The organism is Streptococcus sp. 2579 (assembly GCF_013277195.1).
Taxonomy (GTDB): domain Bacteria; phylum Bacillota; class Bacilli; order Lactobacillales; family Streptococcaceae; genus Streptococcus.
In genome coordinates this window covers 81,516-97,192 of record NZ_VMMM01000008.1, presented here as the reverse complement: position 1 = coordinate 97,192, position 15,677 = coordinate 81,516, and the positions used below count along the sequence as shown (strand labels likewise).

The following is a 15,677-nucleotide window of genomic DNA, read 5'->3' as shown; positions in this document are numbered from 1 at the left end:
AAATAGATAGAAAAGAAAATCTTGTACAAGTTCCTGACAATTTCTTTCTTTTTGTGTATAATAGTGGAAAAGAGGTAAAACGAGGTATGGTTATGGAAGCAGTTCTTTACTCAACATTCCGAAATCATTTAAAAGACTACATGAAGAAGGTCAATGATGAATTTGAGCCTTTAACGGTGGTTAACAAAAATCCAGATGAGGACATTGTAGTTCTTTCAAAGAGCGAATGGGACAGTATTCAGGAAACCCTGAGAATCGCTCAAAATAAGGAGTTATCAGACAAGGTTTTGCGAGGAATGGCTCAAGTCCGTGCTGGAAGCACTCAAGTCCATGTTATTGAGGAGTGAGGAATGCTGCTCAAGTTTACAGAAGATGCCTGGGTTGATTATTGCTACTGGCAAAATCAGGATAAGAAAACCCTAAAACGAATAAACAAACTAGTCAAGGATATTCAACGTGATCCCTTTACAGGAATAGGTAAGCCAGAACCACTCAAGTATGACTACCAAGGAGCCTGGTCACGTCGTATCGACGCAGAAAATCGCTTGATTTATATGATGGATGGAGATAGCGTGGCTTTCTTGTCCTTTAAAGATCATTACTAAGTCTACTGCGAAGTAGGCTTTTTATTTTTTAAATTTTTATTAGTAAGTTTAAGATAAAGTTTTTTGGAAAATGACAGAAGCCCTAGTACAAAAGACAAAAACTCAGTAAAGAAATTTAGTATATGAACTTCTATCTTTACCCTTGAATACGCTTTATAACTCGTATTTTGTGGTATAATGAAGAGAATTGTTAATAATAAAAACAGGGGAAGTAAATGTCTAATTTCAAAGAAAAATTACCACTATTCCAAGCAAATGACATCCAAATTTCTAATGATGTCAATACGGTTTGGTCTATCGCTAACACCCTTAGAGGAGCTTATCGAGCAGATAAGTATCGCGATGTCATCATTCCAATGTTTGTCCTGACTCGTTTAGAAGCTGCCTTGCTGCCAACCAAGGATCAGGTGGTAGCACAATACAAAGCAAATCCCAATACACCTGAGAAAGTGTTGGAGAAACTTTCAGGCTATCGTTACTACAATGTTAGTCCTTTTACGTTGGCAAATCTTCAAAACGATCCAAATGCAATCGAGGAGAATTTTCTAGCCTATCTGGATGGCTATTCCTATCGTGTCAAGGACATCATTGAAAACCTAAAATTTAAAGAGCAAGTCCGTACCCTAGCCCAGAGTGGTCGTCTTTTCACGGTTATTAAAAAGTTCTCTCAAATTGATTTGTCTCCAAGTTCAGTTGATTCTATGCGTATGGGATACATGTTTGAGGATATCATCCGCCGATTTTCTGAAAATGAGGAAGCGGGGTCTCACTATACCCCTCGTGAAGTTATCGCTCTGATGGTCAACCTACTCTTGATTGAGGCAGACGAAGAACTTTTTGTTGATAAAAAAGAGTTGAAAATACTAGACATGGCCGCTGGAACTGGGGGAATGCTGGCTACAGCTAAAAGCTATATCCGTCAGTTGAATACGGGAGCCACTGTCCGTCTCTTTGGTCAGGAAGTTTTGCCTGAAACCTTTGGGATTGGTCGTGCAGATATGCTAATTCGTCAGGAAGACTCTGATTATTTTGTGAAGGTGGATACCTTAAAAGATCCAGATCCTTTCCCAGATACTAAGATGAGCTTTGTCATCGCTAACCCTCCCTTTGGTCAAGCTTGGGGTGGTAAGGATGCGGATGATGGGGTTGAGGATGCAGTTAAGAAAGATCATCAACTCTTTGATAAAACAGAAGGTCGTCAAGGTCGTTTTGTTGCGACTCCAGGAACTGGAGATGCTCAACTACTCTTCCATCTTCATGCTCTTGCAAAATTAGAAGAAAATGGCCGTGCAGCCATCATTTCAAATGGGTCTCCCCTCTTTTCAGGTGGGACGTCATCGGGAGAAAGTCAGATTCGCCGTTATATCCTTGAGAATGATTTGCTAGAAGCTATAGTCGCCCTTCCAGGTCAATTTTTCTATAACACAGGAATTGGGATTTATATCTGGATTTATAATAAAAACAAGTCTCCTGAGCGCCAGAACAAGGTTCAGTTTATCGATGCGACGGAGGAGTTTATTCCTCTACGTAAATCTCTAGGTCAAAAACGCCGTGAGTTGTCCCAAGATAATATCCGTCAGATCCTTCACTGGTACGATGATTTTCAAGAAAATGACCATGTAAAAATCTTTGACAATCAAGAGTTTCTCTATCGAGAGTTTACAGTTATGCAACCTCTGCAACGTCGTGGCCATATAAGTGAAGAAACAATTGAGAAAGCGAAAAGTGTTCCTTTCCTAGCTAAACTATTTGATGAATACAAGTATCAAGAATTGCTAGAGATGGAACCACGTTCAGCCAAGGATGAGAAAAAATTACAGGATCTTGTAGCTGGTAAGATCAAGCAAGAAGCTATCCTGACAGCTCTTGCTAAGGGAAGCTCTGATAAGACCTATCCTAACTTTGAGAACTTTGCCCAAGTCATCAAGGACTTGCTGGGAGAGTTTAAGCTTACGCCTGCCAATGTCAATGCGCTAGCCTTAGCTATGAGTGAAATGGACAAAACAGCAGAAGTTATCCGAACCAAGAGGAAAGACAAGGCAAATGAGATTGCCGATGGGATTGTCTATGATAAGACCACCAAGGACAGTGAAATCGTTAAGCTGACAGAGGATGTGGAAACCTACTTTGCGCGTGAGGTCTATCCCCATGTACCTGACGCCCACTACTGGTTTGATGAGGAAAAGGGCTATGGAGCCGAGATTCCTTTTACCCGCTATTTCTATCACTACCAAGCACCAGAGAGTGCTGAGAAGTTATTGGCAGAGTTCTATGACTTGGAAGCAGAACTACAGACTCTCTTGGAGGAACTAAAACATGACTAGGATGAAAGAGAGTGGCATTGACTGGATCGGACAGATACCAGAAGAGTGGGAGATTTCTAAAATAAAATTCACAACACAGCTTAATGGTAGAATTGGTTGGCAAGGATTAACATCAGCTGAATATAAAGAAGAAGGACCATATTTAATTACTGGAACTGACTTTCACAATGGAACAATTAATTTTGAAACAGCTGTACATATTGATGAAAAACGTTGGTCAGAAGCTTCACAGATTCAAGTTGAAAATGGTGACTTACTAATTACGAAAGATGGTACGGTAGGTAAAGTAGCTATTATTTCAGGGCTTGATGATAAAGCTTCGTTAAATAGTGGTGTGTTAAGAATCCAAACAATTGATGAGATTGATAGAAAATTTTTATACTATGTTTTATTATCAGATGAATTTTGGATGTGGTTTAACTATACAAATTCAGGGGCTAGCACCATTTTACATTTGTATCAAAATGTATTTGATGAATTCACTTTTACATTTCCTCAAAAAAATGAACAACAAAAAATTGCTGATTTTCTAGATAAGAAAACCGCCCAGTTAGATAAAGCTAAAGCATTACTGGAGGAGCAGATTCAAAAGCTCAAAGATTACCGCTCTAGCTTGATTTATGAGACTGTCACAAAAGGACTGGATAAAACAGTCCCAATGAAAGATTCGAGTATCGACTGGATTGGAGAGGTGCCTGAAGGGTGGGGAGTGAAACGATTAAAATATTTGGTAGAAATTTCAACTGGAACAAGTAACACTCAAGATAGGACTGTAGAGAGCGAAGGATATCCTTTCTTTGTTAGATCTCAAAATGTTGAAAAACTTCCGACATATACTCATGATACAGAGGCTATTTTAACAGCTGGTGATGGGGTAGGAGTAGGGAAAGTTTTCCATTATTATAAGGGGAAATTTACTGCTCATCAAAGAGTGTATATTTTATCAAATTTTAAAAATATTGAAAGTAAATTTTTATTTTACTATGTATCAATTAATTTAAAAAATGAAGTATCATTAGGGGAAGCAAAATCAACTGTAGATTCTATACGAATGCCTATGTTATCGAATTTTATGGTATCAATACCTTCATCTACCGAACAACATAATATTTCTAATTATTTAGATTGTGAAATTAAGCGAATTCAGGCAATGATTGAAATCAAACAAAATCAAATTGAAAATATTGATAAACAACGACAAACTCTTATTTATGATTATGTGACAGGGAAGAGGAGGGTGTAATGGATACAGAAATAGGAGAATATAGTTATTCTATTCGATGGATTTTTGAGGATTCTAAAAAACATGAGTTAGATGCTAAGACACTATTAAAATCTGAACAAAATTTAGCTGATTTTTTATATGAAATAACCAATCAATTTGGTCTCTCAATTGAAATTAGAGCATTGGCGAGAGATAAAGGCAGTTTTAAATCGGAGTTTAAAATTTTATGGAAAAAGAATCTAGACAAAATTTTTATAGCTGGTATTACGTCTATTATTTCAATAAGTCTTACTGCTTTTTTTCAACAAGTTCAAGAACCTAAAAGTACAACGTTAGATCGTGAAAAATTAGTACTTGATTTACAAGAAAAAATAAATAAGGGAGATCTGACACTAGAGCAGGCAAAGATATACATTGAAGAATTTTCTAGCCTTGCTAAGTACAAAAATGCTTTTTTTAAAGCAAATAAAATTGATAAAGAGATTTCAGAAATCGAGATAACACAAGAAGGAAAAGTAACCAGTAATATAGGTAGTGGCGAATTTGATAATTACATTTCTAATAATCAGACTAGTGAGACAGTTATTTACGATGCTAAAGTTTATATTATATCTCCTGTGTTAGTAGCTGGTGTAACAGAAAAGTGGACAGGTGAGTATGAAGGGGATAAAATACGTTTTAGTGTCAAAGACAAGGACTTTTTAGAAAAATCACAAAACAAAGTTATTTCGTTCAACACAGGTTTTTTCATAAGATGTAAATTACGAAAGATTGATAAAAGTATTGCTGGTAAGGAGCAGTGTGCATGGGAAGTTCTGGAAGTTACTCATTATGCTGTAGATGATGAACATGTCGTCGAATTTGAACACCGTATAAAATCTAAGAATAAAGAAATTTCTGGTCAAATGACCTTATTTGACTGATAGAAATTTGATTGGAATGTATCGAATAATATAATTTTAAAATCAAGAAAGTGAGAAACTATGGCAAATTTGGGCTTAAAGGAGCGCTATGATTTCCAGCAGTGGATTATCAAAGACTTGAAAGAAAAAAATGGCTATATCCAGCGGGACGCTACTTGCTACGATCCTAGATTAGCCATGGATGTGGAACTCCTGTGGGATTTTCTGATGGAGACCCAGGAGGAGACCATGGACTATCTCCTTAAAAAACTGAGTAAGGAGACAATCGTCAATCTGATTAATAAAGAAATCGTCAAGGGTGGCTTTTTATTCGCCTTAAAAGAGGGAATCTTTATTGAAAATAAACAACTTCGTCTTCTTTATCGTAAACCTGCGACTAGTTTTAATGAAAAGACTGTTCAACAATACCAAGCCAATTGTCTATCTGTTATGGAAGAAGTGGTTTATGAGGAGAGCGACCGCATTGACCTTGTTATCTTTATCAATGGATTAGCACTATTTGCTATCGAACTTAAGTTTAATCCCAGTGGTCAGTCTGTACAGGATGCTATCAGGCAGCTCAAGGGACGCAATCCTAAGAATCGTCTTTTCCGTTTTGAACAGGGAGTCTTGGCTTCCTTTGCAGTGGATACCCTAGAAGTCTATATGACGACGCAATTGAAAGGACAAGAAACCTATTTTCTACCTTTTAATGTGGGGAAAGGGGAAGGTATTGAGATGGGAAGTGGCAACCCTCACAACCCTGATGGTGTCGATACAGACTACTTGTGGCTTGATGTCTTGACCAAGGATAGTATTCTCCAGTTAATAGAGAGTTTTATCTTTTTTGAGATGGATAAGCATAAAAAGAAGACCCTGATTTTCCCGAGATACCATCAGCGAAGAGCAGTTAGCCGTCTCCTAGAGGACATGAAAGTCAACCATACTGACAGTAATTATCTGATTCAGCATTCGGCTGGTTCTGGTAAAACCAATACCATAGCATGGTTGGCTCATAGTTTGGTATCGCTCCATGATGAACAAAATCAAAATATTGTGGATACTGTATTAATCGTTACAGACCGTATCGTAGTTGACCGTCAATTACAAGAAGCGGTCAAGGAAATCTCCCACAAGCCTGGAGTGGTCAAGGTAATGGGCGACAAAGAAACCTCCAGTGACTTAGCGGATGCGATTGCAGGAAATACAAAAATCATAGCTACGACTATTCATAAGTTTGCCCAAATCAACCAATCTAACTGGATGTCTGTAGGGAATACTGCGAAAAAGAAATTTGCCATCCTGATTGATGAAGCTCACAGTTCAACGACAGGATCCTATATGAGTTCGGTTAGTCAAGTCTTGACAGAAACAGATACAGAAGATGGAACTATCGATGAGATTCAAGAAGTAAGTGTTGCGGACGCTATCGAGAAGGAGATTGCTCGGACAGGTAAGCAGGACAATGTCTCAATCATTGCCTTCACTGCAACTCCCAAGGCGACAACTCTACAGCTATTTGGTACAACACAAGCAGATGGTTCTAAAGCTCCTTTTGATGTTTATAGTATGAAGCAAGCTATTGAGGAAGGTTTTATTCTAGATGTTTTAGATAACTATACGACTTATAAGACCTATTACAAGCTCAATAAAGCAGTCGAAGAAGATCCTGAGCTAAAAACGACTCTTGCCAAGCGTAAGATTGCAAAGTTTGTAGAATTATCTGATGAAAATATCAATCAAAAGGTTGAAATTATCATGGATCACTTTATCAGTCATGATATTATGGCTGAATTGGGTGGTCAAGGTAAGGCTATGATTGTGACTTCGGGTCGTGAGGCAGCAGTTAAGTATCAATTGGCCTTTCAAAAGTACTTCAAAGACCACAGTATCACCAGTATTGGAACCCTGATTGCCTTTTCTGGCAAGGTTGATTACCAAGGTAGTGAATATACTGAGTCGCAAATGAATCAGGTCAAGGAAGATTATTTGAAAGATCATTTTGATACGGAGGACTACCAAATCCTGATTGTGGCAAATAAGTATCAGACAGGGTTTGATCAACCAAAACTGGTTGCTATGTATGTGGATAAAAAGTTGCGAAGTGTTGCTGCGGTGCAAACATTGTCTCGTTTGAATCGTATCTATAGAGGCTACAACAAGAAGACCTTTATCCTTGATTTTAAAAATACTTATGACGATATTCGCTCAGCTTTTTCTCCCTACTACCGTGAGACTATTTTAGCAGATACAGTCACACCTAGCGATGTCTTGACCTTGGATCGGAAAATTGATGAGTATGGTATTTTGGACAGTGATGTTGTTCATGAGTTTAATCAATTCTTATACCAAGAAAAGAGAAACAGCAGAGAAAAACAAAAGATGGTTTCTCTGTTAAATCAAGGTTATGATAGAGTTAGACGGTTTGATGAGAAAGAACAACTTTCTATTCGAAAGGTTATTCGAGGTTTTCTTAGAATGTATACTTTCTTGATTCAGGCAACTGCTTATCAAAATGAAGTTCTGCACGAACGTTATAATTATCTGCAAAGCCTTGTCAAGATGATTGATGTTCGCATTGGAGGAAATGATTTTACAATAGCAGATAAGATCGTAGTGGACTATATGAAACATAAGCAAACAGGTTCTTTCAGGTCAGTTTCTGAATTGGAATATCATCCAGAGTTAATACTTACCAAGCCAAGTACTGGAGGTGTTACGACTGACCAGGAGAAGCGTTTATCTGAAATCTTAGATGAAATTAACGAACAGTTGGATTTGGATATTGATCACCAAGTCGGTCTAAGTGGAGCGGTATCCATTCGTGAATTGATGAAAAAGAATCCGAGACTAAAGCAATCTGCTCGTGTCAACTCCAGAGAAGACTTCGTTTTTGCTTTTGAAGAAGAGATTGACAATGCTCTCATAGAAGGATACTCTCAGAGTCAAGATTTATTTGGTGCTCTATTAAATAATGATTCTTTCAAGAAGAGATTAGCAGATATATTTATTGATGATGTGTTCAAAAGTTTGAAGGGATCCGAAGAAGTGTAATCCTAAAATTCAGACTAATTTCCCCAAAACATATTCTATTTTAGGTTTGTGAAAATCACTTTTTTATGGTAGAATGTAAAAGAATGTATGTCATTCGGAATAACAATAAAATGAGGTAAAAACATGGAAATCATGTCGCTTGCGATTGCTGTTTTTGCCGTCATCATTGGTTTAGTCATTGGATATGTCAGCATCTCAGCTAAGATGAAATCATCTCAGGAAGCTGCGGAGTTGATGCTTTTAAATGCTGAACAAGAAGCAACTAATTTACGTGGACAAGCTGAGCGTGAAGCGGATTTACTTGTTAATGAAGCTAAGCGTGAAAGCAAGTCTCTTAAAAAAGAAGCACTATTGGAGGCCAAAGAAGAAGCCAGAAAATACCGTGAAGAAGTGGACGCTGAATTCAAATCAGAACGTCAAGAACTCAAACAAATCGAAAGTCGTTTGACAGAGAGAGCTACTAGCCTTGACCGTAAGGACGACAATTTGACGAGTAAAGAACAAACACTTGAACAAAAAGAACAAAGTATTTCTGATAGAGCGAAAAACCTTGATGCGCGTGAAGAGCAATTAGAGGAAGTCGAAAGACAAAAAGAAGCAGAACTAGAGCGTATTGGTGCCCTGTCTCAGGCAGAAGCACGAGATATTATCTTGGCTCAGACAGAGGAGAACTTGACCAAGGAGATTGCCAGCCGTATTCGTGAAGCTGAGCAAGAGGTCAAGGAACGTTCTGACAAAATGGCCAAGGACATCCTGGTTCAAGCTATGCAACGTATTGCTGGTGAATATGTAGCGGAGTCAACAAACTCAACAGTTCATCTACCAGACGATACTATGAAGGGACGCATTATTGGTCGTGAAGGTCGTAACATTCGTACCTTTGAAAGTTTGACAGGGGTCGATGTGATTATCGACGATACACCAGAAGTGGTGACCTTGTCAGGATTTGACCCGATTCGTCGTGAGATTGCCCGTATGACTATGGAAATGTTGCTCAAAGATGGTCGTATCCACCCAGCTCGTATCGAAGAGTTGGTTGAGAGAAACCGTCAAGAGATCGACAATAAAATCCGTGAATACGGTGAGGCCGCTGCCTATGAGATTGGTGCGCCAAACCTTCATCCAGACTTGATGAAGATTATGGGTCGTTTGCAATTCCGCACTTCTTATGGACAAAATGTTTTGCGTCATTCGATTGAGGTTGCTAAGTTGGCTGGTATTATGGCCAGTGAGCTTGGTGAAAATGCGGCTCTTGCCCGTCGTGCTGGCTTCCTTCACGATATCGGGAAAGCCATTGACCGTGAGGTTGAAGGTAGCCACGTTGAAATCGGTATGGAATTGGCTCGTAAGTATAAGGAACACCCAGTTGTGGTCAATACGATTGCTAGCCACCATGGCGATGTTGAAGCTGAGAGCGTGATTGCAGTGATCGTCGCTGCAGCAGATGCCTTGAGCGCAGCCCGTCCAGGTGCTCGTAGTGAGTCTCTTGAAAGCTACATCAAACGTCTTCATGATTTGGAAGAAATTGCTAACGGCTTTGAAGGAGTACAAACTAGCTTTGCCCTTCAAGCAGGACGTGAAATTCGTATCATGGTAAATCCAGGACAAATCAAGGACGACAAAGTCACAATCTTGGCTCACAAAGTTCGTGAGAAAATTGAAAACAATCTCGATTACCCAGGAAATATCAAGGTAACCGTGATTCGCGAGCTTCGTGCAGTAGATTATGCTAAATAAATAAGAAAGAGCAGTTGAAAAATTACTGCTTTTTTGTTACACTAGATAGAAAGACTGTAGAAGGATAGTTTGTGTAAAATGCTACTATCTGAAGGAAAATTTTATTTTATTTTTACAGACTGACTAAAAGGAGACACAATGGCAGACCGAGGCTTACTAATCGTTTTTTCTGGTCCTTCAGGGGTTGGAAAAGGAACGGTTAGAAGAGAGATTTTTGAGAGTTCTGAAAACCAATTTCAATACTCTGTATCGATGACGACACGCGCACAACGTCCTGGAGAAGTGGACGGTGTTGACTATTTCTTCCGTACTCGTGAAGAGTTTGAAGAGCTGATTCGTCAAGGACAGATGTTGGAATACGCAGAATATGTCGGCAACTACTATGGAACTCCTCTGACCTATGTCAATGAAACCTTGGACAAGGGAATCGATGTTTTCCTTGAAATTGAGGTTCAGGGCGCTCTTCAGGTCAAGAAAAAGGTTCCAGATGCTGTCTTTATCTTCCTGACACCACCAGATTTGGATGAATTGCAAGATCGTTTGGTAGGACGTGGAACAGACAGTGCAGAAGTAATTGCTCAGCGAATCGAAAAAGCCAAGGAAGAAATTGCCCTCATGCGTGAGTATGATTATGCGATTGTCAACGATCAGGTGCCCCTAGCTGCTGAGCGTGTCAAACGTGTGATCGAAGCAGAACACTTCCGTGTGGATCGTGTCATTGGTCACTATCAGGAGATGTTACCAAAATCTCCAACTACTCGATAAAATTTAGAAAATAGGTACAAGTAAATGATGTTAAAACCCTCTATTGATACCTTGCTCGACAAGGTTCCTTCAAAATATTCACTCGTAATCTTGGAAGCAAAACGTGCCCACGAATTGGAAGCAGGTGCGCCAGCAACTCAAGGTTTCAAGTCTGAAAAATCAACTCTTCGCGCTTTAGAAGAAATCGAATCAGGAAACGTTACAATTCACCCAGATCCAGAAGGAAAACGTGAAGCAGTGCGTCGCCGTATCGAAGAAGAAAAACGCCGCAAAGAAGAAGAAGAAAAGAAAATCAAAGAGCAAATCGCTAAAGAAAAAGAAGATGGTGAAAAGATTTAAGGTTGGGGGGACTCAATCTTATTTTTTCTATTGCAAGAATGTACTGACAAGGAGGAGGTGAGAAGATGACCCTAGCTAAGATTATCGTAGATGTGCCCTTGATGCAGACGGACCAGCCCTATAGTTACAGAATTCCTGAGGAATTTGAGGGAATGTTGGAAGTTGGAATGCGGGTACATGTGCCTTTTGGTAAGGGGAATCGCCTGATTCAAGGAATTGTTCTTGGTTTGAAGTCTCAATCAGAAGGAGAAGAGATAGAGCAAGATTTAAAAGATATTGCCGAGGTGCTGGATTTTTCTCCTGTTCTCACGCAAGAACAACTCTGGCTGGCTGAGGAGTTACGCAAGTCCGTCTTCTCTTACAAGATCTCCATCCTCAAGGCTATGTTACCGGGATTTCTGAACTCTAGCTATGACAAGATTCTCTATCCTATGGCAGGTCTGAGTCAGGAAGACCGAGAGCGCTTGTTTGGTTCAGAAGATTCGCTTGCCTTTTCTTCTCTGGATTTAGCTAAGCAAGCTGAAATGATGCGTTTGACTAGAAAAGGACTGCTTGGGCTAGAATATCAGGCAATTGATCAAAAGAAGGTCAAGACCCAGTCTTGGTATGAGGTGAATCTTGCTCAATTAGAAGATGTCGAGATTTCTGCACGTGCCAAGAAAAAGTTAGAATTGAGAGATTACTTGCTTTCTCATCCTGAGAGTGCTTCCTTGGCTAGTTTGCTAGAGTTCTATTCGAGGGACCAAGTTAACTTCTTTGTGGAACAAGGTGCTGTGACCATAGTTCAAAAGGAAGTTCAACGTTCGGCTGCTTATTTTGAAGGCATTGAGGCAAGTCAGCCTTTGGAGTTGAATCCAGAGCAAAGACAGGCGCGTGATGCAGTTGTCAGTGCGATTGGCAGTCATCAGCCTCCCTTCCTCCTTCAAGGGATTACAGGAAGTGGGAAGACCGAGGTTTACTTACAAATAATCCAAGGAGCCTTGGACAAGGGCAAAACAGCTATTTTGCTGGTGCCTGAGATTTCCTTGACTCCGCAAATGACAGAGCGTTTTATTGCACGTTTTGGAGGCAAGGTAGCCATTCTTCACTCAGGCCTATCCAATGGTGAAAAGTATGACGAATGGCGCAAGGTGGAACGCGGCGATGCCCAAGTTGTAGTTGGTGCCAGATCGGCCATCTTTGCTCCGCTGAAAAATCTAGGTGTTATGATTATCGATGAGGAGCATGAAGCGACTTATAAGCAGGACAGCAATCCCCGTTACCATGCCAGAGAGGTGGCTATTTTACGGGCCCAGTATAATCAAGCGGCTCTGGTGCTTGGGTCTGCAACTCCTAGTCTGGAAAGCCGTGCGCGAGCTGGGAAAGGTGTCTATCAACACTTACGTCTGACCCAGCGAGCCAATCCTTTAGCTACCATTCCTGAGGTTCAAGTGATTGATTTTCGAGACTATATCGGACAAAACGAGACGTCAAATTTTACGCCCCCTTTGCTAGAAGCTATTCAAGACCGTCTGGCTAAAAAAGAACAGGTGGTTCTCATGCTCAATCGCCGTGGTTATTCTAGTTTTGTCATGTGTCGAGAGTGTGGGACGGTGGATACGTGTCCCAACTGTGACATTTCCCTCACCCTGCACATGGATACCAAGACCATGAACTGCCATTATTGTGGCTTTTCAAAGGACATTCCTCAGGTCTGTCCTAACTGTAAGAGTCGCAGTATTCGTTACTATGGAACAGGAACTCAGAAGGCTTATGACGAGCTGGCAGAACTCTTTCCACAGGCACGCATTCTGCGCATGGATGTGGATACGACTCGCAAGAAAGGGAGTCATCAAGCTCTGCTTGATCAGTTTGGTCGAGGAGAAGCAGATATTTTACTAGGTACTCAGATGATTGCCAAGGGATTGGATTTTCCCAATGTGACACTAGTAGGAGTTCTTAATGCAGATACAGCCTTGAATTTGCCTGATTTCCGTTCTTCTGAAAGAACCTTCCAGCTCCTGACTCAGGTGGCAGGCCGTGCAGGTCGAGCTGAAAAAGCTGGTCAGGTCTTAATCCAGTCTTATAATCCTCAGCACTATGCTATTCGATTTGCCAAGGATCAGGACTACGAAGGTTTTTATGCCTATGAAATGGGTATCAGACGACAACTTGGTTATCCACCTTACTATTTTACCATTGGCATTACCCTTTCTCACAAGAAAGAAGAAGAGGTGGTCAAACGTGCTTATGAAGTGATGAACATTTTGCGGTCAGGTTTGTCTGAAACCAGTAAGATTCTCGGGCCGACGCCAAAACCCATTGCTCGTACCCACAACCTCTATCATTACCAGATTTTAATTAAATACCGTTTAGAAGATGAGCTGGGGCCGACTCTAAATCAGGTTCTGGCCTTGACTCAAGAACGGGAAAATAGTGAGCTCCGTCTCAGCATTGACCATGAGCCACAGCAATTTTTATAAGAAGGAGAAGATATGACAAAATTAATCTTTATGGGGACACCCGACTTTTCAGCAACAGTTTTAAAAGGGCTTTTGACAGATGACCGTTACGAAATTCTAGCCGTTGTGACCCAGCCAGACCGTGCTGTCGGACGTAAAAAAGTGATTAAGGAAACCCCAGTTAAACAAGCTGCCAAAGAGGCAGGACTTCCTATCTACCAACCTGAAAAACTATCTGGAAGTCCAGAGATGGAAACTATTATGCAGCTAGGAGCAGATGGAATTGTGACTGCTGCTTTTGGGCAGTTTCTCCCAAGTAAACTCCTTGATAGCATGCACTTTGCGGTCAATGTTCACGCCTCCCTTCTTCCAAAACACCGAGGTGGTGCGCCTATCCATTACGCCTTGATTCAAGGGGATGAGGAAGCTGGCGTGACCATTATGGAAATGGTTAAGGAAATGGATGCAGGGGATATGATTTCTCGTCGCAGTATTCCTATCACAGATGAGGACAATGTTGGAACCTTGTTTGAGAAATTAGCTCTTGTTGGTCGTGACTTGCTTTTGGATACTTTGCCTGCCTACATTGCTGGGGAAATCAAACCGGAACCGCAGGATCCGAGTCAGGTTACCTTCTCTCCAAATATCAAGCCAGAGGAAGAAAAACTGGACTGGAACAAAACCAATCGTCAACTCTTTAACCAAATCCGAGGCATGAACCCCTGGCCTGTTGCCCATACTTTCCTTAAGGGTGACCGCTTTAAGATTTATGAAGCCCTACCAGTAGAAGGTCAGGGAAATCCAGGAGAGATTCTCTCTATCGGCAAGAAAGAATTGATTGTCGCAACGGCAGAAGGGGCTCTATCCCTCAAACAAGTTCAGCCTGCTGGTAAACCTAAGATGGACATCGCTTCCTTCCTCAACGGAGTTGGACGGACATTGACTGTAGGAGAACGATTTGGTGACTAAAGTAGAAACGGCTAGAAGTTTAGCCCTAGCAGTATTAGAGGATGTTTTTATCAATCAAGCATACTCAAATATCGCCTTAAATAAACACCTCAAGGGGAGTCAGCTCTCTGCAGCAGACAAGGGCTTGGTAACCGAGTTGGTCTATGGAACGATAACCCGTAAACTGACTCTGGAATGGTACCTATCCCACTTTATCGAAGACAGAGACCAGTTAGACAGCTGGCTTTATGTCCTGCTTCTCATGAGTGCCTACCAGCTTCGCTATTTGGATAAGATTCCAGACCATGCTGTGGTCAATGAAGCAGTAGAATTGGCCAAAGTCCGTAAAAAAGGCAGTGAAAAATTGGTCAATGCCCTCCTTCGTCGTATCTTGCGTGAAGGCTGGCCAGATATTGCTAGCATCAAGCGAAAAAACAAGCGTGATTCCATTGCCTATTCTCTCCCGGTTTGGCTAGTTGCCAAGCTCAAGGAAGAATACGGAGAAGAGCGAGCACAAGCTATTTTTGAAAGCCTTTTGGTGCGAAACAAGGCCAGTATTCGTGTAACAGACCTAAGTCGAAAAGAGGAAATCCAAGCCTTGTTGGAGGCTAGTGATTCGTCCTTGTCTTCTTCTGGTCTGGTTAAGGAGCAGGGGCATTTTGCAGGCCATGATTTGTTTTCAGAAGGGGCTATAACCATCCAAGACGAATCCAGTCAATTGGTTGCTCCGACGCTTGATTTAAAAGGTGATGAACGAGTGCTTGATGCCTGTGCGGCTCCGGGTGGAAAAACAGCCCATATAGCCTCTTATCTCACGATAGGTCAGGTCACTGCTCTGGACTTGTACGACCACAAGTTGGATTTAATCCAAGAAAATGCCCAACGTTTAGGAGTTGCAGATCGGGTTCAAAGGCAAAAATTAGATGCCAGAAAGGTGCATGAGTTTTTTGGTCAGAATTCCTTTGATAAGATTTTGGTGGATGCTCCTTGTTCAGGAATCGGTCTTTTGCGCCGAAAACCAGACATCAAATACAATAAAGAAACGGCAGATTTCGCGTCATTACAGGAAATTCAGCTAGAAATATTAGGTAGTGTTTGTCAAACACTAGGCAAAGGTGGTATAATAACTTATAGTACCTGTACTATTGTCTCAGAGGAGAATTTTCAAGTCGTTGAAGCGTTTTTAGAAAGTCATCCTGAGTTCGAGCAGGTAAAGCTAGAACATGAATGTAAGGATATCATGAAAGACGGCTGTATCCTCATTACACCTGAATTGTATGGAAGTGATGGATTCTTCATCAGTCAATTTCGCAAGATATCGGATTAGGAAGGAACTG

General features: G+C 40.9%; 12 protein-coding genes. All 12 read left to right on the top strand.

All coding sequences use genetic code 11. The features are described 5' to 3' along the window. Positions 1–92 precede the first annotated feature (92 nt). On the top strand, positions 93–347 hold the full coding sequence (locus HT725_RS05260; protein WP_000388572.1) for a type II toxin-antitoxin system Phd/YefM family antitoxin: 255 nt from the start codon (positions 93–95) through the stop codon (positions 345–347). Between the two features lie 3 nt (positions 348–350). After that, on the top strand, positions 351–605 hold the full coding sequence (locus HT725_RS05255) for a Txe/YoeB family addiction module toxin (protein ID WP_173219923.1): 255 nt from the start codon (positions 351–353) through the stop codon (positions 603–605). 215 nt (positions 606–820) lie between these two features. Continuing rightward, positions 821–2,929, top strand: a complete 2,109-nt coding sequence (locus HT725_RS05250) for a class I SAM-dependent DNA methyltransferase (protein ID WP_173219920.1) — start codon at positions 821–823, stop codon at positions 2,927–2,929. Then, positions 2,922–4,172: a restriction endonuclease subunit S gene (locus HT725_RS05245; protein ID WP_173219917.1), complete on the top strand. Its 1,251-nt coding sequence runs from the start codon at positions 2,922–2,924 to the stop codon at positions 4,170–4,172. Before HT725_RS05250 ends, HT725_RS05245 begins: the two co-directional genes overlap by 8 nt. Beyond that, positions 4,172–5,077 carry a hypothetical protein gene (locus tag HT725_RS05240; RefSeq protein WP_173219914.1) on the top strand — a complete coding sequence of 302 codons (906 nt, stop codon included), beginning with the start codon at positions 4,172–4,174 and terminating at the stop codon, positions 5,075–5,077. Before HT725_RS05245 ends, HT725_RS05240 begins: the two co-directional genes overlap by 1 nt. Before the next feature lie 60 nt (positions 5,078–5,137). Then, entirely contained in the window at positions 5,138–8,110 is a 2,973-nt protein-coding gene (locus HT725_RS05235) for a DEAD/DEAH box helicase family protein (protein WP_173219912.1), read from the top strand. 123 nt (positions 8,111–8,233) lie between these two features. After that, positions 8,234–9,847, top strand: a complete 1,614-nt coding sequence (locus tag HT725_RS05230) for a ribonuclease Y (RefSeq protein ID WP_173249593.1) — start codon at positions 8,234–8,236, stop codon at positions 9,845–9,847. Positions 9,848–9,985: 138 nt separating this feature from the next. After that, positions 9,986–10,612, top strand: a complete 627-nt coding sequence (gene gmk / locus HT725_RS05225; RefSeq protein WP_000775041.1) for a guanylate kinase — start codon at positions 9,986–9,988, stop codon at positions 10,610–10,612. A 24-nt stretch (positions 10,613–10,636) separates the two neighbouring features. Then, on the top strand, positions 10,637–10,951 hold the full coding sequence (gene rpoZ / locus HT725_RS05220; RefSeq protein ID WP_000979235.1) for a DNA-directed RNA polymerase subunit omega: 315 nt from the start codon (positions 10,637–10,639) through the stop codon (positions 10,949–10,951). 65 nt (positions 10,952–11,016) lie between these two features. Beyond that, a complete protein-coding gene (locus tag HT725_RS05215) occupies positions 11,017–13,413 on the top strand; it encodes a primosomal protein N' (protein WP_173219906.1) in 2,397 nt (798 codons plus the stop codon). 12 nt (positions 13,414–13,425) lie between these two features. Next, entirely contained in the window at positions 13,426–14,361 is a 936-nt protein-coding gene (fmt, locus tag HT725_RS05210; protein WP_173219903.1) for a methionyl-tRNA formyltransferase, read from the top strand. Continuing rightward, the gene (gene rsmB, locus HT725_RS05205) at positions 14,354–15,667 is read left to right on the top strand and encodes a 16S rRNA (cytosine(967)-C(5))-methyltransferase RsmB (RefSeq protein ID WP_173219900.1); all 1,314 of its coding nucleotides are present in this window, start codon (positions 14,354–14,356) and stop codon (positions 15,665–15,667) included. The genes fmt and rsmB overlap by 8 nt, the downstream gene beginning before the upstream one ends. Positions 15,668–15,677: the final 10 nt, after the last annotated feature.